Source organism: Vibrio marinisediminis (assembly GCF_014050145.1).
GTDB classification, from domain to species: domain Bacteria; phylum Pseudomonadota; class Gammaproteobacteria; order Enterobacterales; family Vibrionaceae; genus Vibrio; species Vibrio marinisediminis.
The window spans coordinates 36,994-61,837 of the sequence record NZ_JACFYF010000011.1 but is presented as its reverse complement, the minus strand read 5'-3'; the positions used below and the strand labels follow the sequence as shown (position 1 = coordinate 61,837).

Below are 24,844 nucleotides of genomic sequence, written 5' to 3'. Positions count from 1 at the left end.
CGAAATATATTTACAACCTAAGGAACCATGTAGCCTATCAAACCTTTTCGCTAATCATAATACTGTACTAACACTGCGTTTTAAGCCCTACTCTTCCTAATTCCAATCCAGGATAACTTTGCCAGACATCCCACTACGCATGACGTCGAAGCCTTTTTGGAAATCATCAACTTTGAAGTGATGGGTGATCACTGGCGTTAGATCTAAACCCGACTGTATTAAAGTCGCCATTTTGTACCAAGTTTCAAACATCTCACGCCCATAAATACCTTTTATCTTCAATCCTTTAAAAATTACTTGGTTCCAATCAATCCCCATATTTGATGGTGGAATTCCTAACAAGGCAAGATGACCACCATGATTAATGGTTTTCAACATCGAGCTAAATGCCGAAGGGTTGCCTGACATCTCCAAACCAACATCAAAGCCCGCTAACATGCCTAATTCAGATACCACGTCTTCTAATGACTCACTGGCAGCATTAACCGCGCGCGTTACGCCCATTTTTCTCGCCAAATCAAGACGGTACTCGTTAACATCAGAGATCACCACATGACGAGCGCCGGCATGCTTTGCTACCGCAGCCGCCATGATACCAATAGGTCCCGCCCCCGTTATCAGCACATCTTCGCCAACCAAGTCGTATGAAAGTGCGGTATGCACTGCATTACCAAAGGGGTCAAATATAGCGGCGAGATCATCTGATATTTCGTCTGGGATCTTAAAAGCATTAAAGGCAGGAATCACTAAATACTCTGAAAAGCAGCCAATTCGGTTTACACCTACGCCAATCGAGTTACGGCAGAGATGCTTGCGACCCGCTCGGCAATTTCGACAATAGCCACAGGTTATATGCCCTTCACCTGACACTCGATCACCAAGAGCGTATCCACGCACCTCTTGCCCGATATCAACCACTACACCTACATACTCATGGCCTACGACCATTGGTATTGGTATGTTTTTTTGTGACCATTCGTCCCAATTGTAGATATGCACATCTGTACCACAGATAGCGGTTTTGCTAATTTTAATCAGCAAATCATTGTGACCAAGCTCAGGCTTGTCCACTTCCGTCATCCAAATACCTTCTTCAGGCTTTAGCTTTGCTAATGCTTTTATTTTCATACGACACTCCTGAAAATGCCTTTAAAAACTTAGAGCCAAAAGATTCTCTTTCTTAAAACTAATTTTTTAGTTCGGTGATTCATTAGCTCTACTCATCATTTTATTATACGTTGATTAAGTAAAGTGAAATGTGCTGTCACTGCATAAGATTAGAATAATAAAAACTTAAATGATGCCCATATCTTGACCGACTTCAATAAAGACATCGATTGCACGATCTAACTGTTCACGCGAATGTGCCGCGGACATTTGTGTACGGATACGGGCCTGCCCTTTTGGCACAACAGGGAAAGAGAAACCAACGACGTAAATGCCTTTCATCAATGATCGTTCGGCAAACTCCGCCGCCAATTTTGCATCACCCAGCATTATAGGAATAATGGCATGATCAGCCCCTGCGAGGGTAAAACCAGCTTCAGACATACGCGTACGGAAATGTTCGGCGTTTTGCCATAAATGTTCACGTAGATCACCGCTTTCTTGCAGTAGCTTCAGCACCCGAATTGACGCATTAACAATGGCAGGCGCAACAGCATTTGAAAATAGATAAGGTCGAGAACGTTGGCGTAACCAATCGATAACTTCTTTTTTTCCAGACGTGTAACCACCCGATGCCCCCCCCATCGCCTTGCCCAATGTGCCAGTGATGATATCAATTCGATCAATCACATCATGATATTCATGAGTGCCCGCGCCATTTGGTCCCATAAAGCCAACGGCATGAGAGTCATCGACCATGACCAATGCGCCGTATTTGTCCGCGAGATCGCAGATCGCAGGCAAGTTTGCAACAACACCATCCATTGAAAACACACCGTCTGTCACTATCAATGTGTTACGAGCACCCGCCTCTTTAGCTGCGAGCAATTGTTGCTCAAGATCATCCATATTGTTGTTTGAATAGCGATAGCGCATTGCTTTACACAAGCGCACACCATCAATAATTGAAGCATGGTTCAATGCATCTGAAATGATTGCATCTTCAGCATCTAGAATGGTTTCAAACAAACCTGTATTAGCATCAAAACAAGAGGTGTAAAGAATGGTGTCTTCTTTGCCAAGGAATTGAGATAACTTCTGTTCAAGCTGCTTATGGATATCTTGCGTACCACAAATAAAACGTGCTGACGCCATACCAAAACCATGTTTATCCATACCGGCTCTCGCGGCTTCAATTAAAGATGGGTGGTTTGCAAGACCTAGATAGTTATTAGCACAAAAGTTGAGAACTTCTTGACCCGTCGAGATTGTCACTTGAGCTTGCTGCTGAGAAGTGATGACACGTTCAGATTTATAAAGACCTTCAGCCTTAGCATCTTCAAGTTGTTGTTGAATCTGTAGGTAAAATGCAGATGACATGTTCAATTCCTTCCTATCTTTATAGTTTTCATTGTACTCATCGACACTTCATCATTGAGCGTCTAGTGATGGCAATGGGTTATAACAGGCTTAACACCAATGTAACCTTTTCCATAAAGTGTAATCTAGATGAGAAGGTAAAATTATCCTACTAGGTGGAAATACATTATTGAAGCACAGGCACAAATTCGTTTTACTTAGAGCTGTTCATCGTCAACTGGATAGCTGCAACGACAAAAATAGCTGACGTTAACAACATAATGGTTTCGAGCGTCGACCAAAGGTCGAGCACCGCATCGGCATAGGGCATCTTGGTCTCTTAACGGGTTTTCGTTGTAGGAACATTACCGTGCTGTGGCGTCGTAAACCGCGAGCTAAATCTCAAAAAACCTTTATTTTCATATATATCAAGATGTGAAGAATTATGGCAAATCGATCTCCAATCTTGAAACGCATTGGGGGATAACAAAAGTGTTAGCCAATAAAAACCGCTTCAAGTTTATTGCCGTCTCTGTCTCGAATAAAGGCGGCATAGTATCCTTCCCCATATTCAGGACGCTTACCCGGCTTACCTTCACATATCGCTCCAAGTGCTATTGCCTCGGCATGAAAATCAATAACGGCCTGTTGAGTCGCAGCATTGAAGGCGATATGCGTGCCATTGCCCGCCGATGAGCGGTTTTCACATGGACAACCAATCCAAAACTCGAAACCCTCACCATAAGCTGCGGCGACATTTTCAATCATGTGGCTACGCTTGATACCTAAAGTCTTTAATACATTGTCATAAAAACGAATCGATGCGGTAACGTCGCTCACACCGATTGAGACATGGTTTAGAATCATCACTATTCCCCAGTTAAAAGCTTATCTAGCTATTGCCAATTCGCTGCTTGATTCTCTCACGCTTAGGTTGATATAAGTTGACCACGTTACCAAACAACATCAATAACGCGCCTAAAAATAGAGTCAGTTCAATCTTTTCCGCATAAAACAATGCCCCCACGACAGCGATCGCAGGCAAACGCAGAAAATCCATCGTCACAACTACCGCAGCATCGGCATATTTCATTGCGTGAGATAAGCAGTAGTGCGCCGTTAATGCGGTAATGCCAATAATCAGCAACCATAGCCATTGCATACCCTGTGGTGTCTGCCAGTCAAACAAGGCAAAAATCAACGTAATTGGAAATTGAATCACACACATATAAAACAGAATAGTGATTGGCGCTTCTGTTACCGCTAACGCCCGCGTGCTGATGTAGGCAAAGCTATAACAAATAGCGGCTAACAATATAACCAGCACACCACTGTCCATTTGCTTGAATCCCGGTTGAACAATCACCATTACTCCAACAAACCCAAACACTATCGCAAACAACTTACGTAAGGATATTGATTCTTTGAGGAATAAAAATGCCAATAGAGCGGTCCAAAATGGCACCGTAAATTCAAGCGCGAATACCTCAGCTAATGGCAGCATTCCGATTGCAATAAACCAACCAAATTGCCCTGCTAGGTGGCTTATATTGCGCAGTCCATGCCAGCCGAACCGCTTGGTGTTCATCCAATGCCGGTTACCGCTTAAAACAATAATTACTACCACAATCAATAGGCTAATTGCGCTACGAATAAACAGTACTTGAAACGTAGAAACCGCACCACTTAACTCTTTTGCAGCTATTGCCATTAAACAAAATGATACTAGTGCCCCTACCATCCAACCAGCTGATTTATAGATAATAAGCTCCTAACGTTCGCCGCTTTATAGATATATCGTGCCGCGCAGATAAATGACCGCAAAACCAGAAACCAATACCCGATCCCCTTTGAGTCGACAATAAAGCATGCCACCACGCGCGGAGGCTTGGTAAGCGATTAACTCTTGCTTAGACAGCTGATTTGCCCAATACGGCACTAACCCTGAGTGAATGGATCCTGTCACCGGGTCTTCTTCTCCACCATTTGCTGGCCAGAAATACCGAGAGACGAAATCGTATTGCGAACTTGGCGCGGTAACGACCACATCCAATGGCGCGAGTTGTTTGAGCAGGTCAACATCATAGGTGACGTTTTCAACATCTTGCTGCGAATCATAAACAGCGAAATAAGCTTGGCGGTTTCTCAACACTTCGACAGGTAAAATAGAGAGACCATCAAGTATCTGCTGTGGCGGTTGATCAATAAGCTCTGGAGCTTGTTGGGGAAAGCTCATTTCTATTCGCCCATCATCCCGACAATTGACGTAAATAGAGCCAACCTGTTTGGTGATGAATTCAAGCTCTCCCTCACTCTCATACAAGTTATAAAGCACGTATGAAGAAGCCAATGTGGCATGACCGCAGAAATCAATTTCCGTTAATGGCGAGAACCAGCGGATCTCGTACTGGTTGAGCGACTGCTGCTTAATAAAAGCGGTTTCAGAAAGGTTGTTTTCCTTGGCAATACTTTGCATTAAATCATCGTCAAGCCACTCTTCGAGCGGGACCACAGCAGCTGAATTGCCTTTAAACTGTTGATTAGTAAACGCATCAACGACGTAGACTTGTAATTCCATGCATCCCTTCATGAATAATAAATCATCCAATAATATAAGCCTTAAATAAGACTTACCTCCCTATGCGTAAAAATGCCTCAACTTTGCTAATCAATCCTGTTGCAATGCTAACTTAACTGCAGCGTTGGCATGAATTTGGGTCGTATCATATAGCTTTACTTTGATATGCTGCGGCTCAACTAACAACGCGATCTCTGTGCAGCCTAAAATAACCGCCTCAGCCCCTTGTTTAACCAAATCTTCAATCACCTTCAAATAGTGGTTTCGCGACGATTGACTAATTTTACCCTTACAAAGCTCTTGATAGATGACCTCATGAACTATTGTCCTTTGCGCTTCGTTTGGAACCACCACATCAATGCCGAATTTGTCTGTTAAACGCTGCTTATAGAACGATTGCTCCATCGTGAATCTTGTGCCTAACAATCCAACTTTAGTGATCCCATCAGCTATCAACGCTTCAGCAGTTGCATCAGCGATATGTAATATTGGCTTAGAAATATGCGGCTCGATTTGTGGTACCACTTTATGCATGGTGTTGGTACAGATAAGTATGAAATCCGCACCTCCCGCTTCAACCGCTTGGGCAGCACATGTCAAGATCTGTGCAGTCTCGTCCCACAAACCATCGTGCTGCAGTTGTTCAATCTCATGAAAATCAACGCTATATAAGCAAATTTTAGCTGAGTGAAGACCGCCTAACGTAGACTTAATACCTAAGTTAAGCGCTTTGTAATAACTCGCGGTTGACTCCCAGCTCATCCCGCCAATTAAACCGATCGTTTTCATACGCGTGTTTCTCTCTAATTATGAATAAAGTAAGTGCGACCGACGATCTGATTACCCGTCATCTCAACTAAACCTAAACAGGTTTTGGTATTGTCCACCGCAAACGCCACAGTACCGTCTGCATTCCAAACTGCACTGTTCCCCGCAGCTTGCCAACCACCTGTGTCGCTGATGTGATTTGAAAGTAAGACTGGCATTCGATAAGTAGCGGCAAGGTTCGCGAGGATCTTAGCATCCTCACTATAACCCGTTGCCGAAATCAACGCGCTTGCGAGGTAAATATCAGCCTCATCTTCTCCGGCATCACGACCGTGTTGTGGGTTTGAAAAATCAGCACAAATTGCTAACGCCAATTTGTATCCTTTGAGTCTTAAATAGTGGTTATGCTTGCCTGCCGAGCAATATTGCTCTTCGCCAACATGAAGATACTGCTTGGCATAATAATTTAACTCTCCGGTTGGGTTGCAAATAACCGCGCTGATCGTCGGCTTTTCCGTCCCATTTTGCAAAAAACAGCCGACAATAATGGTGATTTGGTGCACTACCGCCTGTTCTGATAGATCGCGTAACACACTATGCTTGCTATCCAACGCCAGTTCTTCAGCTCGCGACAAAGCATAGCCACTCAATGAAAGTTCAGGAAACATGACTAAATCAGCACCCTGCTGCGCTGCCTGTTTAATCGCGCCTAAATGTTGTTTCAAATTCGCTTCTAGTTCACCATCCATAACCGAAATTTGAGCTAGAGCAATGGTGAGGTTATTTGAATTCATAATCATCCTTAATTTAATCGATTTCCTGCATATATTACTTGCCACGCCCTGTGGTGAGGAAGTGCACCCAGTCATGGCGCCCTCTTAGTGCCGCGAGTTTGGCTGCTGCCGCAACGTCATACCGCACTTTATGGAAGGCAACATCCCATTGGTTGTTATCAAGCTCAGTCAAAAGTGCGTAGCTTGCCAAAGAACTGTATGTTTCCATCGAATGTAAATGTGGTTCGTCGTCGGTATAGGCTGGCATACCTACACTACCCGGATTAATAATTAGCTGCCCAGTGGAGAGTTCCACACACCGAGGGAGATGGGTGTGTCCGCATAATATAATCGGTGAGGCTTTGCCGGCTAATAGCTCTATAATGGAGCGATCGTCACGTAGTTTTGGTGAACCACTGCCCGTTTCCTCCAACAAATAAACAAGATCATCGCTGGGTGTGCCATGGCAGGCATAGATGTTGTCACTAACCTGTAGATCAAATGGCAAGGTTTTCATCCAATCTATTGGTTCATCACCAAGGTCATGAAAAATAAACTGCATGGTGGGGTTAGTATCTATCTCAACTTGCGAAGCTTGAAATATCTGCCGATCTTGATTACCACAGATGGTTAACGCGTTGAGCGTTTGCAGAAGGTCGTAGGTTTGCTTAGGGGCAATCGGTCCATAGAGAATATCACCTAAGTTGATAAACTGAGTGGCACCTTGCGCTCGGGCATGCTCAATGACCGCTTTTAACGCAAAGCTATTGCTATGAATATCCGATAGTATGGCGTACTTGTGCATCTCACTCATTCCTTGAGTTACGACTTTAACGCCAATATAGCAGTAAAAAGAGCGGGAAAACAAACTGTTAAATTTTTATATTTCATAATAGCGCTGAGATTGAATCCTTCCTAGGCGGCGCTCGAGGTATTGCAAGTTCAAACCGTCCGCTTAGAGCCAAAAAAGCGTATACGGGGTCTCTCACAATGGAAGTTCTAGTAAAGTATAGTGTTGGAGACGTTGAAAAGTGGTGGAAGTTCGAAAAGTGAGTAAAAGGACAAGGCTTACTATGTTGTGTAGTTGGATGCTCATTTGTCTGGGTCGCATCAACTTGAACGTACTCAAATCCATTAATAGTACAAAGTCTTACCCATACACCTGCGCTATCGCCATGTGCATTAATCACCGGCATCAACGTTACTAATAACCAACTCAGTGCGCTGGCAAGTAACATTTGCTGTTGAAACACGTTACTGTGTTTTGGCGTTGGTGATTGCATTGTTGTCCTCTTAACTAGAGAAACAAATATATAACCAACTTGAAACACATTCAGAAAAAGTATTTAGAATTCATTCATAGATCATAGAATTACGCAAATCAGTCCTTTTCCCAACAAAGCTTACCAGTCCCCTCCATCCGCTAGTCCTTGCCATCGCTCTATTTCAGTTCTAGAAATATCAATTCTATTGATAAAAATAATTTAATTTACATTACTCTATACATATAATTATACGATACTGATCAGTATTAGATTTAACACAAGGAATCGATATGCGAAGCTTGGTTACCTTGCTTGTTTTTTTCTTTAGTCCCGTAGTGTTCGCATCACCACTAAAGATCCATCTCACTGATGGGTCGACTGTTGAAACAAATATGGTAAGTTTACTTGAAGAATTTCCAACTACGACTTTCAAAACACAGTTACCGTGGTTTCCAGACCAGCGTTCATTCACCGGTATACCAGTGACTAAACTGCTTGAACAATATGGGGATGGGGATACTTTTGCGGTCACCTTCCTAGCACTAAATGATTACGCAGCCACCAGCACGGTAGAAGATATTCGAAATTTTTCTCCTATCATCGCGGTCAAGATGAATGGGAAACCTATTCAAGTAAGGCACAAAGGTCCATACTGGCTAATTTTCAACCTTAACAAGTACCCTGATATAGACAACATTAACTACCATTCACAAATGGTATGGCAAATAGATGAGATAATTCTACACAGTAAAAATAATGACGAAAAAAAATAACAATGATTTAGTGACCCATCTATTCAATCGTTCTAAGGCACTTTTAATTGTCTTATCCGTCGTGCTCATCGCCGCCAATTTTTACGTTTTATCCGAGACAAGAAAGCTCACTAGTGCATTTTCTGAACAGCAAAATCAAGCCACTTGGTCTTTGTTCCAGCTAACGAAAGAGTTTTCTTCTCTGGTTGCTATTACCCCCCTGGCGCTTACTGATGAGAAATTCAAACGACGTACAGAACTTGCGTATGAATTAACATGGAGTCGTTTTGACCTGCTACTCAATGCTAAAGAGGCTGATAGTTTCATGCAAATTGAAGGTGCTCGGGAATTTTTTAGCCATCTTTTTACACGCTTCAACCAACTAGAGCCGCTAGTTTTTGAGCTAAAAGAAGAGCATCACGTTACCAATTTGAATAAACAACTGACTATCATCTACAAAGAAATGTTGGGGTACGTCAACCATAACTTTCGGATAAAAAACCCGCTTTACCAAAAGCAAATGCAGCAAGCACAATTATTAGACCATACTCAAATCGCCTTGATGTTACTGTTATTTTTATGTGCGGCATTAGTCGGTTATGTTTTACATATTGAGTCCAACACCAATAAAAGACTTGCTACAACAGACTACCTAACTCAGATCCCGAATCGTTTAGCAATGATGCAAGACGTACAGCAATGTATTGAGCAGAATATGCCTTTTACGCTCTGTTTGTTGGATTTAAACGGTTTTAAACAGATTAATGACCGCTTCGGTCACCCTGCTGGCGACAAGGCGTTACAGACATTGGCTCAGCGGTTCAGCAATTCCCAAAATAGCGCGCTATTCGCTTCCTACCGCATAGGTGGAGATGAGTTCGCCCTCGTGTTGTTACAACAATCGAGCGATCAAATGGAACACGCTCTAAATTGTGCCCTTGACTGCTTTGCAGAAGAAGTCGAGATAATTAACGACTTTCGTTATGCACTGTCTGCCAGTGTCGGTTTAGCCAGTTTTCCTAGCCAAGCCAACTGTTACAGCGATCTGATTAAAATCGCCGATAAGAATATGTACCAAATGAAGTTTGCAACTCGTACCGCACATACTCGTCAGACTTAAACCTTCTTACTCCAAGACTCACATGCCGATTTGATTTGTGTTGCAGACGCTCGGTAAACAACTTCACTCTGCTGGAACGGATCATTAATGCTCCCCTCTCCCCATTGCCCTAAAAGGAACGTTTTTCCTCGCGAGCGTGGGCTGATCTCACTCACTTTGGTTATGTGCTCAGGCTCCATCACTAAAATTATATCGCTCCACTCGCAATCATCCTCTGTCAGCTGTTTAGCTGAGTGTTGAGATAAATCGAGTTCTAATTCTTTAGCCATTGCCTGCATCGTTGGGTCTGCAGGCATTCCAACCAGCTCACTCTTTTTAGCTAACGTACCTGAAGAGCGTATATCACTACCAGGAAGTATGCTGGACAATAATTCAGCTGCTAGTGGGGAGCGACAAATATTGCCACTACAGACGATCAGAAAACGATTAAACATGCGCAACAACCTTTCGGCGAGGTGGAGAAGGGATAGAGTAACTGGCGCCAATAAGGACCAGAATAAGGAGAAATGTCACTGTATTTGCTGGAGCTTGCAAATTAAAATCAACCCATATATGCACAAGCATTGCGCACAGTGCTATCAAACCACCGAATGCCGCTCCCTTACATGTCTGACTATTGCGATGGCTCATCACCCATATTGACAGACCAAAAGCCCATAACAGCATCCCCCCTAGCATCAATGTTGCGGGCAACCCTGCTTCAGCAACAAACTGAACGTACTCATTGTGGGCATGGTCATAGTAACCAATTGCTTGTTGGGTATAGCTTGGAAATACACCATAGAAGCTACCTAAGCCAGTGCCTGTTAATAGATAGTCTTTTATCATTGGAATACTCCACGCAATCACTAGATGGCGAGTTCCTTGTTCAATATGAGACTCGACAATACGCTGCTGAAGTTTGTCTAAACCAAACAAAGAACCCATGATCACGATATCCACAACCAGCAAGCTCAGTAATAACCAAGTCAATTTCGTAGGTCGATTCTTGTAACATGTAATGGCGATAAACCCGACTACTAATGTTGAGCCTAAAAACGCAGCGTTGCCCATTCTTGATCGCGTCATTACTAAGGCGACCACCATAATAACCAATGCTAAGCGAATGAGTGTCTTCTGTGATGAAAAGAGTTGCAACCATTGCTGTAGACGATGCTGCCATGAGTTGTAGCTCGCAGAGTAGCTTTGCATGTCGACAACGATTAAACCAATTCCCATACTCAAGCAAAGTACCAAGTAATTGGCGAGATGGTTTTTGTAAACAAAAGACCCCGTTGCAATACCTGTTTCTTGTAAACCGAAAACTAGCGACTGCTCGATACCAAGTAGTACATTGATGGCAGCATAAAGCGCTTGCAACGTACCGCTCACTATCAGTGCCAACATAGCCATGCGTATCCGTTCTCGGCTATTAATGAGTAGTGTGCAGCACAAAACAAAAATTAAATAGAACAAGCCTTTCAACAGCGAAATATAGGTGGCTCGCGGATCTAGAGAGACATAACCTAGATCTGCACCAGTTGCCTGATAGGCTTGTGATGCAGCGGGTGATAACCACCCTAGCCATGACAACGGTATAGGTATAATTTGGCATAAGGTCCAAAGTTGAAAGAGAGCAATAGGTAATAGAAGCCAAGAAAACTGTTTAAGCCTAGTTAGCACCTGACCCTGTTGGTACTGATATAAAGACGTCAGTAACACAAGGGCTGATACGCCAATCCATACCTCTGCAATCGTCCAAGCCCAAACCCTGTTAGAACCCAACGGAATAGGCAACCAGATCAGCAGCCCCATCAAACTGGCAAAACACATTCGCTCGCGTCGACTAACCACTATTTCCCTACCCTAGAGACAAGCACTGTTAAACTGCCATTGAGTGTCGATATTCGCCCTAATCAAGTCAAAGTATTCCTTATGGAAATAGAGCATTTCTCAAACTCAAGACATACTTAACTCCCTATTTATATTATATTTTCTGATTGTCACAAGGTAGTCTATAGCCATACATCGAATTACGGATGAATCATGCCAAAATACATTCTATCGCTTCCTGCTTTACTGTTATTCAGTACACCTGCAATCAGCTACGAAGTTATTGACAATGATCTTGCCTATTTACATTTTTATGGCGACATCAAAGCCAGAGCACTGATATTGGATGAACAAGACAATGACTATACGTTTGGCGACTCAAAAGTCGGTGTCTTGGGACGATATGCCATGACAGATATGATCGCTATAGCTAGTGGATTGGAAACCCAAGTTAACTTTGATGCTGATGAAGATAAAAACGAAGATGATGTTATTGTCTCGCAGTACTTTGTCGGTTTATATGCGGAAGCGATTGGACGGCTCACCTACGGTAAACACAACACTTCATCTGATGATCTGAATGGCATTGATTACTCAGAAGCTTTTGGTGGTGATGCAAACCTTAATGCTGTAGGAGTAAAAGGCGATACCATCAAGTATGTTTACAACAATGAACTTTTTACTGTCAATGCAACCTATGGCTTTGAAGACGGTAAGCAAAGGCGAAAAGTCCGAGAGCTATTTGGTCAATACAACCTTGCCGATCTTGTTATTATTGGCGGCATAGGTAAAACATCAACCAATACTCAACAAAGCCAGACGGATGCGACCTACTTCCAAACCACAGCACGGATGGAAATGGGAGACACCAATCTTGGTATGACATACTATCACCAAGATTTTAAAAACCACTTGAAACCAAGCCAATCTGCAGATAAAAATGCTATTGCTGTTGCTGGTCAAATTGCGTTTACTGAGGGGCTTACAGGCTATCTTGGGCATGAAGTGATTAAGAAAGACTCATCTCAATCCAATGGAACGCGCAATAATTCCTACCTCGGTATTTCCGTGGTACCCATCGAATATACAAAACTGTTTGCCGAAATGAATTACGACGCCCCTGCAAATTCAACTGATGAGCTGAATTTCGCATTTGGCGCGGTGATTGTGTGGTAGGTCCATGCTAGAAAAATAGTTACTCAAGATGACAATCATCCAATAATAAAGAATAGACACATCGGGCTTGCTTTAAAAACAAGCCCTTTTGCTAGCTAATTGGCTGAAATAGGATTTTTTTTAGTCGGAGCATTCGGGATAGGTTGGGCGTTAGCTATCTCCGGACCCGCTGCCGTAGCCTCCGCTATAACAGTAGGGTCTATTCCTGCCTCAATAGCAGCAATGGTTATGGCTTGGTTGGGTAATCCCAGTTCTCGCGCTATCTGGGCAATTAAACGAACGTGTTGGGGGTACTGAATAAACAATTGTGATATAACCTGCACCAACTCATCAGGTCTTTTTTCTGCTGTTGTTGTTAAAAATACGGTTAAATTTTCTTCCACCGAATATTGGCTAAACTGCTTAACTAAAGCCGTAGGTTTCGAAGTTAAATCTTGAAATAGTAAATTGAGCTGTTGCTGAGATATCGGCTCAGCATTCGCTAAATGAGCGAAAGGAAGCATAACACCCACACCTATCCACTTTATAACTTTCATTACTTATCCTTAATTTTAACCCGTACTAATATCGTATAAACAACAAACAAAAAGCACAATTCAACATTAGTTTATATTTCAATAATATTGCCTATTATTTAACGGCAGTAATAGGGACTTATATCATTAAAACTAAAGACCGCGCATACTCTCTCACCGATAACTGGCTTTTTTAGTAGTGAGTCATACTGCCACATTTTCATCGCATATTTCTCATGGTCTAACAGATATGAAACAGCGACTTTTTTATCTCTGATGGTCAGTAAGGTCCAATTGGCAAAGTAGAAGTTTAATGATTCCATTAAGGTCAATCTCTCAAAATGCCCTAACTTTTGAGCTAAATGGAATTGTTCTAGAACATCACTATGACTGTATTTACTTCGCCACATTTGATTCGCTTTATAGACCACCACTTGTGAATCCAGCGGTTTAGTGACTTGTTGTAAATAAAACTCTTCTAATGATTTGCTGTTTAATTTGTTAAACGAATCGTAGCTATCTCTACCATAGTAAGCTAACCACGAGTAATACAGACCATATATCTCATGGTTTGGAAATGGTGTCCAAGCAAAAGGTATCGGTTCAATTTCCCTTAAAGTCGCCTCATTTATTTCTTTTTTTACTGTATCTTTCATCTGACTTATTCGATGTTGATACACCTGATTGGTGTAGTCATCAGCACCTTTCAGTACCGCTAATAGAATGCAAAAAGCAATAAAGATCGACAGAGCAAACAAACCCATTCTATAAGGCATAAAATTCCTTAACCTTAGACTGAATCTGTTGTCTCTCTTCTGCGTGTTTTTTTACGACGATAGAGTAACGAAGAACCAAAAACCCAAGTGCAAACGGAGCAATATAGCGAACTTCGATCGACATAAAAAATGTGGTCGCCAAACTCAAAAATAACAAAATAGCAAAATCATAAGGCATGCGGTTTCTGATGAAAAAACCAAATAACCTCCCTACAAATTTGAAGTAGAAATACACAAAAAATACGCCACCGAAAATGGTCCAATCAAAGAAAAACGACTTCGTAGAAACACTTTTTGTCTCCCCTACCACCAAATACCCTGCAAATTCAGCAAAATTAAATAGACGAGGGGCAAGACTATCCATGAACTCCATCGCCACTACACCATACTCATACATCGAAGGTAAGTAACCAAAGAAACCACCTCCAAGCGGGTTGTGTAGTAGAGACATTATTGCTGTCATTACTGCCGTTCCCCTAGTCGCAATACTCGAGTAACGCTCAACATCATTAATAATGGAATCGCCAAGAAATACATACAAAAATGCCGTACTAAAGCCAATTAAAATGATCGACGCCAGCATCTTATGGAACAAATTAATACGGCTAAATACAACAAACGTAATAAGCAAGGTAATAAAGAAACTAATTAATGTCCCTTTGGAAGTAATAAGAATAATGCTGACAACAATAAGCGGCGCCAATAGCAGCAGGTGAATTCGATAGATTGCCGCAACCATTAAGAGCACTAGTACATATTGGAAACCGAATGTGCTGGCTTCCAAAGTAAAGCCCCGCATACGATGCGGGGACAAGGCATAATTTTGATGCAAAAACGATGGGCTATTAATAAACCCTCGAGCAACTAAGTTGAGCACAAATGACATGATGATCACTGATGCCATAACCATCACACCTTGATAGACCAGTTTTTCGTCATGGCGCATCACGGTTAAAAATACAACGATCAAAGGAATAAATAACAGAATAAATCGCAGACCACGATCTAATAAAAAAACCTTATTGTAATCACCATAAAACAGCGCTAACACTGCAAAGGAATAGACAAAAAACCCGAACAATAGCTTTATCGCTCCAATCTCTACCTTTGACAGTCGCTGGTATGACAGGACAACCTGTAAAGCGAGCAGAGGGATAAGCGTTATTCCCAGAGGCGCAGTAAAAACCCCTCCAATAGAAGCAAGTGCTGTATTCTCAAAAGGAATCATAAAACAGAATAATAAAAACAGCCCTCTTTGCACTATTAACTCCTAATTAAGCTCAATGAAAGAGTGGTAATAATTTTCATTCATGACATCTTCATGAAAATACTGGTTAAAATGGGCGATACAATCACTTCGTTCAATATCTTTATACAGCTTATCATTAAGCAAACGAGTCGTTAGATTCAGCAGACTGTCCGGTTGTTCTTGTTCAAATACCCAGCCAGTTTTATCTGTCACCATATCCACCAAAGAGCCTGCGTTCGATGCCAAAACCGGAGTGCCATTTCTAAACGCTTCAGCAACAATAAGTCCAAACCCTTCCCATAATGAAGGAACAACGACAAAATCAGCTTGTTGAATATGACTATCTAATTCGGTATTTTTTACCCAACCAAGTTGGTGAATCGTCACCTTATCTATCGGCTCATTGAGTAGAGTTGTTAATTCTGGGCAATCGTTTCTAACTGGCTCACCAATAACACTGAGCTCTATTGGTGATAACCATTGTTCGGTATTTTTTAATGTATCAACAAACCGGTCGAGTCCTTTTTGTTTGTCTAAACGACCAACAAATAGAATACGTGTCGTTTCATCATCATTACGAACCAAATCAGTAACGCGTTCACTACCCTTTACACCATTCCAAACCAAAGCGACTTTACTCGCACTCATTCCAATATTTATTGCCGAACGATACTCATGCAGAGAGATGCAGTAAATCTTATCGCAAAACAGCGCCAATATTTTTTCGACAATAATGTAAACCGTCTTGTAAACCCGCTCTTTCCACAAAGAATCATAGTGAATATCAAATGCCCAACCATGGCTGCAGTAGACCAATTTAATATTACGCCACTTAGCTAACGGCCAAAGAAATGGACGAAGAAGACCAGCAAACGTACTATGTAGAAATATCACCTGATACTGCTTGGTATCCAATTTAAAATAGAGCACCCACAATAAAAACAAAACATTAAAAGGGCGAAACCCTTTGTCATTCAACACTAATTCAGTACGATGGTAACCAAATGCCAAAAAATGGTTTTCAACAAATTGAGAACGAGATAGAGATTCAAAAAACGTCTCAATACCTCCCTGGGTCGTTTCAGCAACATTCAGAATTTTCATACTTGCCCCATAAAACTGAGTTTGCGCAGCACTCGGTAATTACAAAGTCCATCTATTTTAAACAATAGCCGAGTAGCATAGACAATGACGGTATATTTACTCAAGGTAGGTGACATTTTATTAAACAAGAAGTGGCTATTATTGATGATTTTATTAAACACAGCTTCATCTGCTGTTTTGTTCTTAACCAAAAATTTAATTAAGTTGATATAACAAGTCGATATGAAAAAGTTTACGTCTTCTTCTACTGCATTATTCTTTGCCAGAGAAGAGATCCTCTCAAAGGCATCAATATGCGTGGTGTCTTTGTCTGTCAAAGGACTATTGATTGCGGAACCTGAACGCATAATATGGTTATAAAGCGAAACTGAACTGATAAAGCAGTGCTGGGCAATAGCGAGATACTCAATAATAAAGAGTACATCTTCACTAAAATGCAATGCTTCATCAAAGCGCAAATTGTGCTCATTTAAACAAGAGCGTGATACAACCAATCCACAAATATGCAAACGAATATTTTTGGTGAGAAACTGTGAGAGAGCTTCTCGACCAGTCACATTTTGTTCTGCATTCAATACTTGATCTACTGCACCATCGCGCAACTTTCTGAACGACAATAGGATGCTATTAAGGCGGCTGTCGCTTGCAAACACTTCGTCTAGATAAGTAAAAATTCCAGATTCATAGCTATCATCTGAATCCAAGAACAGAATGTAATCTCCTTTAGCGTGCTCGATGCCAAAGTTTCGTGCACTCGAAACACCACCATTCTCTTTTCTAATCAGTCGAATTGCCGAAGACTCAATATGGTAACTAGGACCATTCTTAGATCCATCATCAACGAGAACAAGCTCAATATCCTTTTCTGGTCGCATCGCTAGCTCGAGTAAAAACCAGTCGACAATCGTTTTAGCGTAATCAAAGGTATTATAGATAGGCACAATGACTGAGTACTTCATGCGAGCGCCTCCTGCCATAATTGATTCACTACTGAAGCTTCTGTCTGCTTTGCTTTCTCCAATGCCTTACGCGAGAATTGTTCGTACAAAGCATTATCTTCACAGATCTTTAATACTCGATCCGCAAATTGATCAATATCTCCGGGTTGAACTTTATAGCCATTTTCCCCTTCGCCTACAATCCAAGGTAAAGCATCAAAAGTATTGAATGCCACTATTGGTAAACCTTGGCTTCTCGCTTCAATCAATGTTTGTCCAAAACCTTCATAATGTGAAGTCATAATAAACACTCCACAATTGCGCAGCACCGAAGCAACATCACTGGTTGGTCCTTTAAATGCCACTTTGCTGTTATTAGCAATAAGCTTGTTCAATGCTGCTAATTCATTTTCAGAACCATCACCATAAATATCTAAACTATAACCCTCTGGTAACGCCGCCAATAGCTCGACCATTGCGGCAAAATTTTTCTGCTCTTCATCGATACGAGCAACGGTGACCAGCTTCTTACTTAGCATTAATTGAGTCGTCGCAGTATCGATCTTGCAACCGCGTGGAATGACTTGAACCTTAGTATGAAACTGAGGAAACAGAGCCAAAAGAGCTTTTTTGTCTTGCTCGGTATACACAGTAAAAACATCAACGTATTGATGAAATAGCGATACGACCAATTTTGAAAAAGGTTTGAAAAACACTTCAAATTTATTGGTTTGAACAAGTACAACCTTAGAGTATTTTCGAACTTTTCTTGGCAAATACAACAAGTCATTAGGGTGAAATAGCACAACAACATCTTGTGCAGTCAACGCCAAATTTTTAAGATATTTAACCTGGCTCGACTTAGTTTTTAACTTACTGCCCTGACCAAAACACTGATAACTCACATATTCAATTTCAGCATAATGCTCTATATTTGGGCAATGCTCGAACAACTCATAATTTTCGCACTCAAACAGCCCATGCAAGCTACGAATCAAGGTCTCAACGCCACCCATTGTTGTCGATTTTTCCGGATTTACCGTGACTAATTTCATTGCTATTCCTTAGTCACTACCAAACAGGTCGCGGGTATAAACTTTATCAGCAACGTCAGCGAGATCTTCAACCATTCGGTTGCTAACTATCACATCACTAATTTTTTTAAACGCTGAAAAATCGTTAACCACTTCAGAATTGAAAAATGTTGATTCTTTCAACAACGGCTCATAAACCACCACTTCAATACCTTTAGCTTTAAGACGTTTCATGATGCCCTGGATACTAGAAGCACGGAAATTATCTGAACCAGACTTCATGATTAATCGATAAATACCGACTACCTTTGGTTTCTTAGCGACAATGGCATTGGCAACGAAATCCTTACGTGTTGTGTTGGCATCAACAATCGCTTGAATAATGTTGTTTGGCACATCTTGATAGTTTGCTAAAAGCTGCTTGGTATCTTTAGGTAAGCAATAGCCACCATAGCCAAATGATGGATTGTTGTAATGTGAGCCAATGCGAGGGTCAAGACCAACACCTTCGATAATCTGACGCGAATTCAAACCATGGCTTTCGGCATACGAGTCCAACTCATTAAAATAAGCAACACGCATAGCAAGATAGGTATTAGAGAACAGTTTAACCGCTTCAGCCTCTGTTGAATTGGTAAATAATACTGGGATATTTTCCTTTTCAGCCCCTTCAACCAATAGGCTAGCAAACACTTCTGCTCGTTCAGAATGCTCCCCAACAATAATGCGCGAAGGGTGCAGGTTGTCATACAGAGCTTTTCCTTCACGCAAAAATTCAGGCGAGAAAATGATATTATTAAAATCAGTCTCTTTTTTTACGCGTTCCGTATAACCCACAGGGATGGTTGATTTAATGACAACCACACTATGTGGCGCGTACTCCTTCACCTCGCGAATGACTGACTCTACTGTACTGGTATCGAAATAATTATTTACTGGATCATAATTTGTCGGCGTTGCCACAATGACAAAATCTGTATCTTGGTAGGCCAAATTTTTATCTGTCGTCGCCAATAAATCCAACCTCTTTTCTGCTAAAAAGTGCTCAATTTCTTGATCAGAAATTGGAGACTGACGACGGTTTATTTTCTCAACTTTCGTCTCATCGATATCAAGCGCTACAACTTGATGATTCTGTGCAATGAGCACTGCATTAGAAAGCCCAACATAACCTGTGCCAACAATAGTGATTTTCATAATTTGTCCGTAAAATGATGATTCGATAAATAAACGGTCTAAGCCTGATATCTTTGGCTAGAAATAGAGTCTCTTTTTTTAGAAATGCGTGCTATTAATGCTCTAGGATTTTTCAGATAATAATAGGTTCTAGCAGGTAGCAATGTAATTTCCCCAGCAAAGAGTAACTTTGCCGCATGTAAATGTTCAGCTGCTGTCATAACATGCCTAAAGTTTTTAATTATTTTGTAGAGCGACATGACTTCAGTATTTATCTGATGCTTATTTATATAATTGATTCTGTTCATTTCAACTAAATAGCGAGATTTCATCACTTCTGGTTTGAAATTGACTGTCAAGGTTCCTTGCCCCCTAGTGACACAGTATATAGGGGTTGTATAAGCAGCTATATGACAAGCCTTTCTCCCAGAGACTAGAGAGAACATGACATCATTTGACGCAATCACTTGATCAAAATAGAGCCTATTCCTCTGGATAAAATCAGTCGCGTAAACTTTGCTCCAAGGAACAGCGAAGTGATACTTAATTTCTTCATTTTTTTCAGCTAGATAGCTACTAACTAAATTGGCATATAAAAAATGGCGATCTGAACTATCGCCAGTAACATCACACTGACTGGTTGGCGAAAAATAAACAATGTCTTCGTTATTCATTACTGAGTCCAATAACTCAAATGCCCCTTCACAATAAAAATCATCAGCATCAGCAAACAGAGTGTAGCGAGAATTCAGTAGCTCAATACCAATATTACGAGAGGAACCCGCGCCTTTAACTCCAGAGTCATTAGTAGAGAAAGTAATGTTGTGCATCGGAAACTCTTGCTCAATTTTCTGTGGTTCAAAACGTTCCGTACTATTGTCATCAACGACTATTACCTGAATATCGTCTCTAACCGGAATCGAACGAAGTAGTCGACTTAATCCGCTGAGAGAATTGTAGTGAGGGACAACGATGCCGTAAGTAAAATCCATTTCATCCACCAATTAAGCTTGCTGACTTTGAGTTTCTTGGTCTAGGTTATTAATATAATCACCGTATACATATGCTTGATTACTCTTACTTTCAGTAATCTGATTCAAAATAACCCCTTCAAATTGCACCTCGTTTGTCATAAACCGAGAGATGGTGTTTCTAAGCGTTGTAATACGTGTACTTGATGCTTTCAATACAACAATGACTTTGCCTGTAATCTTGCTCACGATCATGCAGTCGTTCACTACCAAAGCCGGCGGAGTGTCAATTACAATACGGTCAAAGCGCTCTGCCAATTGATTCAACAACGCAGAAAAACGTTCAGAACTCAGCAATTCTTGTGGGTTTTGCGTTGGCATCCCAGCTGGAAGAATCGTCAAACCCGTACGCTCGTCAACAATCCAACACTCTTCTAGATCTGTATTCATAAGCAGGTGGTTCGTTAAGCCCGGTTTATAGCGTTTGTGACCGAAGCGCTCAGCGATTGCAGACTTACGTAAATCACAATCTATTAATAAGGTTTTTTCCACTTTAGAAAAAGCTAAAGCAAGGTTAATCGAACAGGTCGTTTTCCCTTCATTGGGTAGTGACGACGAGATCGTAACGAATTTATTGTCACGATTAGTCAGAGCCAATGCCGTTCTTGCTGAACGAATCGACTCATTAAACGACATATATTTGTCACTAAAGAAGACATCGCTACCTAATGTCTGATTTTTATTATTGCGTAGCTTCGGAATTCCCCCTAAAGGGATTAAACCGAGTTTTTCTTCACAATGCTTGATTGAGTTAATTGTGTTATTAAACAACTCAATCAATAAAACTACAGAAACAGCGATGAGTAGAGAAGTAATCAAAGCAAAACCCACAATCAGCTTTTTACGAGGTTTCGCTGGATATTGAGGTGCAATAGCTTGGTCAGTAAATCTCGCATTACGCGAATCAAAATCACTGGTCGCTGTGGTTTCTTTTTGACGATTTAGAAATATATTTAATATGTTGCGGTTAGTTTCTGCCTCACGAACTAACGCATCATACTGACGTTTTTTAACCGTCAAATTTTGGAATTCTTGTTTTTTCTTATCAAGCTCTCGCGAAAGCAGTCGCTCTTGTGAACGTGCCGTTTGCAACTCTTTACCTATTCCACCCACTAATTGATTTATCAACTGCTCTAATTGAGCTTGGAGATTTCCTAATGTCGCAGTCACCGCTATCATTTTCTCATGCTTAGGCCCATAAGTTTTTGATAACTCACTCTGATCTCTTTTCGCATCTGCTAAGAGAGCATGTAAATGAATAATTTGAGGGTGCTTAGAGATTTCAGGCACAGAAGATGCACTGGCAGATGAAAAAGCAGCGCCTGTATTTAACGTACTATATGCAGACTCCAATTGGATTCTTTTGTCTGTGACTTCACTCAACCTAAGAATTAAATCGTTAATGACCGTACTCGCTTGAACATCGATTCCACTGTCATCTACTAGCTTCTCTTGTGCTAGGAATTCAATAAGCGCATTTTCAGATTGCTTGAGCTGCTCTTGTAATTGGGCCATACGTCCTGAAAGCCAACTAGACGCATGTTGTGTCGCATCCAATCGCGCATCCAAACCTTCCATGATAAACGCCTCGCCTATCGCATTAGCAATATTTGCGGCTAATTGCGGGTCTAGAGATTCAAAAGTAATACGCACCAACTGTGTTTTACGAATCGGAGAGATAGATAGCTTTGAATTAAATCGGCTCAATACTGCATGTCGTGTTTGCTCCGCAATTTTCTCTGCAGAAGGCGCTGCCGCCTGTTGCTCCGATTTAAACATCGCTAACGAAAACAAGCTCTCCTTTATTGAGCTAAACAATGATGTTTGGGGTGCAAGATAGGGATTAAATTCCGGTAGGTTTTCCAACTCAAGTTTATTTATTACTCGCTCCGCAATGGTACGTGATTTAAGTATCTCAAACTGAGTTAAGTAGTACTCTTGTTGAGTCGAATCAATACCAACAACCTCTTCAATAGAAACAGCTTTTGTCGTGTTTGATTCAATAAGTAATGTGGCGGTTGCTTGGTAAACAGGCTTGATAGATAAAGCAAACAACACCGAAATAGCGGTTATCAAAGTAGTAAACAACGCCATCTTGAACCAGTTTTTCTTTAGCAAGACTATATACTTACCAAAATCAACTGAATCCCCTTCCGTAGCTTGCTTATTTTCACTTAGTAATTTCATCGTATTCCTATAAATCGACAACTTTGAATTGCTTACTTTGACTATTACCAAAAAGAAGCAACAACATAGATAGTGTCACCAGGTTGGATCACTTGATAAAGCTCGACTTCAGTTTTAGTATTCTTTTCAAATTCGTTCGCTAGCTGCTCTGCTGTAAGATCAGCATATTTGTTTTCATCACTTAATTTCGTTCTATAAGCTCGGGCACTACGGCGGTATTTGCTCATTACGCCACCAGCTAAAGAAATCGCTTTCTGCACTGTAAGCCCCGGTTCATACTCATAGCCTCCGGGTTTATTAACCAAGCCATTTATATAAACATTACGGTACTTCACAATCGCAACATTAACTTTAGGGTCTACTAAATAGTCTCCCTTTAGCCCCGCAGTGATCTCAGCTTGTACTTGATGTAATGTTCGACCACCCAGTTTAATCACCCCCAAATAGGGGTAATCAATAACCTCTCGGTTATCGATTTTTTGCTCTTCAATCGTCAGATTTTCTTCGCCATAAACTTTTATGCTAATAACATCACCAGCCGACAGTTTGTATAGCTTATATAGATCATCGGAGCTTGCCTGGGCCCCTCCTATATAAAGGCTGACTACTACAATAATTCTCAACAAATGATTAATCACAAATACACCTAATATCTTCATTGATTAGTAAGCGGTCTTACTAATAAAACCCTTAAAAATAGTCAGGAAAATTATTTTCAAATCAAGCCACAGTGACCATTGGCGAATATAATTAAGGTCATACTCGACACGTTTTTCCATCTTATCTAGTGTATCTGTTTCACCACGGTAGCCATTGATTTGCGCCCAACCTGTTATGCCCGGTTTAACTTTATGACGCATCATGTATTTATCGACAATTTGGCGATACTCTTCGTTATGTGAAACGGCATGTGGTCGAGGACCGACTATCGACATACGCCCTTGCAATACATTGATGAACTGAGGTAATTCATCAAGAGACGTGCGACGGATAAACGCACCAAACTTAGTCACGCGAGGGTCACCCTTGGTTGCTTGCTTTACGATCTCACCGTTGTCCATTGAGCGCATCGAACGAAATTTCCAGACCTTGATTTTCTTGCCATCAATGCCATAACGATCTTGCTTGAAAATAACCGGTCCAGGAGAAGATAGTTTTACTCCAATTGACACCACCATTAGAACGGGACTTATCATTAGCAAGATCAGCGTTGAAACAACAATATCTTCTAAACGCTTGATAAAAGTAGACATGCCATAAAACGGAGTATCATGGATACTCAGTGTCGGTATATTGCCTACGTTGCGCCAACGAGATTGAATCAAGTCATAGGTAAAGAAATCCGGTACGATATAAACGCGAGCGGTACTATCAGCGAAATAGTTAATCACTTGTTTTATTCGACTACTCGCTTCCATTGGTAACGCAACATAGACGTGTCGAAAATTACGCTCTTTCGCCATCACTAGCGCATCATTAATTGAGCCATTAATGCGGATCGCACTCATTTCATGCGACAAACGCTCTTCACTGCGATCATCATAAATCCCGACTAAACGCAGACCATGTTCTCGCTTCATTTCTATTTCTTTAGCCAATGCAATGCCCGCGGGGGTCGCACCAATAATGATGGTTTTTTGCGTATAAGAATCCGCTTTCGTCATTGAGCGAACCCTAGTTGTAATTAAACGATATAACGTCAAAGTAATTGGAGTGGCTACAAACCAAACAGTCAGTGCTATACGTGAAAAAACATCGGTAATTTTAAAGCCAAACGCTAATACCAGTACAAAGCCAATCGAACACAGCCATGACAATAGTATTGGCGCTACAGTCTGGCGTAGTGAGGATACAAAGGAAGGGTTATATACCCCTAGAAGTTCAGCCAAAATACCGAAAGAGACAACTGCGACACTGGTAGCGAGTACATAGTAGATATCCCATGACCCGACATACAAATAAGAGGACGTGACGATGGTGATAATAATCATCGCAATATCCATCACTCTATAGGCGGTAATATGTTCATCACCATGCCTTTTAATTATCCCACTTTCTCTCATGGCTTATTCCTTGCTTTTTTAACGCCACCCTACAGGCTCAGAGTAGAGCCTCAATGCAGAG

At 41.3% G+C, this 24,844-nt stretch carries 25 protein-coding genes; 3 read left to right on the top strand and 22 right to left on the bottom strand.

All coding sequences use genetic code 11. From position 1 onward, the window contains the following. Nucleotides 1-96 precede the first annotated feature (96 nt). The 9 genes from tdh to H2O73_RS22140 form a co-directional block, all read right to left on the bottom strand. Complete coding sequence (gene tdh, locus H2O73_RS15610) at nucleotides 97-1,128, bottom strand: L-threonine 3-dehydrogenase (RefSeq protein ID WP_182109802.1); 1,032 nt, start codon at nucleotides 1,126-1,128, stop codon at nucleotides 97-99. Nucleotides 1,129-1,293: 165 nt separating this feature from the next. Beyond that, nucleotides 1,294-2,487, bottom strand: a complete 1,194-nt coding sequence (locus tag H2O73_RS15605; protein WP_182109800.1) for a glycine C-acetyltransferase — start codon at nucleotides 2,485-2,487, stop codon at nucleotides 1,294-1,296. Nucleotides 2,488-2,961: 474 nt separating this feature from the next. After that, entirely contained in the window at nucleotides 2,962-3,333 is a 372-nt protein-coding gene (locus H2O73_RS15600; protein WP_182109799.1) for a VOC family protein, read from the bottom strand. Nucleotides 3,334-3,358: 25 nt separating this feature from the next. Next, complete coding sequence (locus tag H2O73_RS15595) at nucleotides 3,359-4,207, bottom strand: DMT family transporter (RefSeq protein ID WP_182109798.1); 849 nt, start codon at nucleotides 4,205-4,207, stop codon at nucleotides 3,359-3,361. Between the two features lie 45 nt (nucleotides 4,208-4,252). Beyond that, the gene (locus tag H2O73_RS15590) at nucleotides 4,253-5,044 is read right to left on the bottom strand and encodes a PhzF family phenazine biosynthesis protein (RefSeq protein ID WP_182109797.1); all 792 of its coding nucleotides are present in this window, start codon (nucleotides 5,042-5,044) and stop codon (nucleotides 4,253-4,255) included. A gap of 90 nt (nucleotides 5,045-5,134) precedes the next feature. Then, nucleotides 5,135-5,833, bottom strand: coding sequence for an aspartate/glutamate racemase family protein (locus tag H2O73_RS15585; RefSeq protein ID WP_182109796.1), 699 nt, complete (start codon nucleotides 5,831-5,833; stop codon nucleotides 5,135-5,137). A 14-nt stretch (nucleotides 5,834-5,847) separates the two neighbouring features. Then, nucleotides 5,848-6,606, bottom strand: a complete 759-nt coding sequence (locus tag H2O73_RS15580) for a carbon-nitrogen hydrolase family protein (protein ID WP_182109795.1) — start codon at nucleotides 6,604-6,606, stop codon at nucleotides 5,848-5,850. Nucleotides 6,607-6,640: 34 nt separating this feature from the next. Continuing rightward, a complete protein-coding gene (locus tag H2O73_RS15575) occupies nucleotides 6,641-7,390 on the bottom strand; it encodes a metallophosphoesterase family protein (protein ID WP_182109794.1) in 750 nt (249 codons plus the stop codon). A gap of 82 nt (nucleotides 7,391-7,472) precedes the next feature. Beyond that, the gene (locus H2O73_RS22140; protein WP_246335951.1) at nucleotides 7,473-7,823 is read right to left on the bottom strand and encodes a hypothetical protein; all 351 of its coding nucleotides are present in this window, start codon (nucleotides 7,821-7,823) and stop codon (nucleotides 7,473-7,475) included. Nucleotides 7,824-8,140: 317 nt separating this feature from the next. On the opposite strand from H2O73_RS22140, the gene H2O73_RS15570 reads away from it, so the two are divergent. After that, nucleotides 8,141-8,623 (top strand): putative pterin-binding protein, encoded by a 483-nt coding sequence (locus tag H2O73_RS15570; protein WP_182109793.1) that lies wholly within the window; start codon nucleotides 8,141-8,143, stop codon nucleotides 8,621-8,623. After that, entirely contained in the window at nucleotides 8,607-9,722 is a 1,116-nt protein-coding gene (locus tag H2O73_RS15565; protein WP_182109792.1) for a GGDEF domain-containing protein, read from the top strand. Before H2O73_RS15570 ends, H2O73_RS15565 begins: the two co-directional genes overlap by 17 nt. Here the strand turns inward: H2O73_RS15565 and H2O73_RS15560 are convergent. After that, nucleotides 9,719-10,156, bottom strand: coding sequence for a low molecular weight protein-tyrosine-phosphatase (locus H2O73_RS15560; protein WP_182109791.1), 438 nt, complete (start codon nucleotides 10,154-10,156; stop codon nucleotides 9,719-9,721). The genes H2O73_RS15565 and H2O73_RS15560 overlap by 4 nt on opposite strands. Further along, the gene (locus H2O73_RS15555; RefSeq protein ID WP_182109790.1) at nucleotides 10,149-11,555 is read right to left on the bottom strand and encodes an O-antigen ligase family protein; all 1,407 of its coding nucleotides are present in this window, start codon (nucleotides 11,553-11,555) and stop codon (nucleotides 10,149-10,151) included. Before H2O73_RS15555 ends, H2O73_RS15560 begins: the two co-directional genes overlap by 8 nt. Before the next feature lie 192 nt (nucleotides 11,556-11,747). Between H2O73_RS15555 and H2O73_RS15550 the strand changes: the two genes are divergently transcribed. After that, complete coding sequence (locus H2O73_RS15550) at nucleotides 11,748-12,710, top strand: porin (RefSeq protein ID WP_182109789.1); 963 nt, start codon at nucleotides 11,748-11,750, stop codon at nucleotides 12,708-12,710. A gap of 95 nt (nucleotides 12,711-12,805) precedes the next feature. On the opposite strand, the gene H2O73_RS15545 is transcribed toward H2O73_RS15550, so the two are convergent. The 11 genes from H2O73_RS15545 to H2O73_RS15495 form a co-directional block, all read right to left on the bottom strand. Next, the gene (locus H2O73_RS15545; protein ID WP_182109788.1) at nucleotides 12,806-13,246 is read right to left on the bottom strand and encodes a hypothetical protein; all 441 of its coding nucleotides are present in this window, start codon (nucleotides 13,244-13,246) and stop codon (nucleotides 12,806-12,808) included. A gap of 98 nt (nucleotides 13,247-13,344) precedes the next feature. Beyond that, nucleotides 13,345-14,001, bottom strand: coding sequence for a hypothetical protein (locus H2O73_RS15540; protein WP_182109787.1), 657 nt, complete (start codon nucleotides 13,999-14,001; stop codon nucleotides 13,345-13,347). Continuing rightward, entirely contained in the window at nucleotides 13,991-15,082 is a 1,092-nt protein-coding gene (locus H2O73_RS15535) for a hypothetical protein (protein ID WP_246335946.1), read from the bottom strand. Before H2O73_RS15535 ends, H2O73_RS15540 begins: the two co-directional genes overlap by 11 nt. A 189-nt stretch (nucleotides 15,083-15,271) precedes the next feature. Further along, on the bottom strand, nucleotides 15,272-16,354 hold the full coding sequence (locus H2O73_RS15530) for a glycosyltransferase family 4 protein (protein WP_182109785.1): 1,083 nt from the start codon (nucleotides 16,352-16,354) through the stop codon (nucleotides 15,272-15,274). Further along, complete coding sequence (locus H2O73_RS15525) at nucleotides 16,351-17,313, bottom strand: glycosyltransferase family 2 protein (RefSeq protein ID WP_182109784.1); 963 nt, start codon at nucleotides 17,311-17,313, stop codon at nucleotides 16,351-16,353. Before H2O73_RS15525 ends, H2O73_RS15530 begins: the two co-directional genes overlap by 4 nt. Next, nucleotides 17,310-18,347, bottom strand: a complete 1,038-nt coding sequence (locus tag H2O73_RS15520; protein WP_182109783.1) for a glycosyltransferase — start codon at nucleotides 18,345-18,347, stop codon at nucleotides 17,310-17,312. The genes H2O73_RS15525 and H2O73_RS15520 overlap by 4 nt, the downstream gene beginning before the upstream one ends. Nucleotides 18,348-18,356: 9 nt before the next feature. Next, the gene (locus H2O73_RS15515) at nucleotides 18,357-19,523 is read right to left on the bottom strand and encodes a nucleotide sugar dehydrogenase (RefSeq protein WP_182109782.1); all 1,167 of its coding nucleotides are present in this window, start codon (nucleotides 19,521-19,523) and stop codon (nucleotides 18,357-18,359) included. 38 nt (nucleotides 19,524-19,561) lie between these two features. Further along, nucleotides 19,562-20,494, bottom strand: a complete 933-nt coding sequence (locus H2O73_RS15510) for a glycosyltransferase family A protein (protein ID WP_182109781.1) — start codon at nucleotides 20,492-20,494, stop codon at nucleotides 19,562-19,564. Between the two features lie 12 nt (nucleotides 20,495-20,506). Next, a complete protein-coding gene (locus H2O73_RS15505; RefSeq protein WP_182109780.1) occupies nucleotides 20,507-22,720 on the bottom strand; it encodes a GumC family protein in 2,214 nt (737 codons plus the stop codon). A gap of 44 nt (nucleotides 22,721-22,764) precedes the next feature. Continuing rightward, on the bottom strand, nucleotides 22,765-23,379 hold the full coding sequence (locus tag H2O73_RS15500) for a polysaccharide biosynthesis/export family protein (protein ID WP_220457618.1): 615 nt from the start codon (nucleotides 23,377-23,379) through the stop codon (nucleotides 22,765-22,767). 3 nt (nucleotides 23,380-23,382) lie between these two features. Next, complete coding sequence (locus H2O73_RS15495; protein ID WP_182109779.1) at nucleotides 23,383-24,783, bottom strand: undecaprenyl-phosphate glucose phosphotransferase; 1,401 nt, start codon at nucleotides 24,781-24,783, stop codon at nucleotides 23,383-23,385. Nucleotides 24,784-24,844 lie beyond the last annotated feature (61 nt).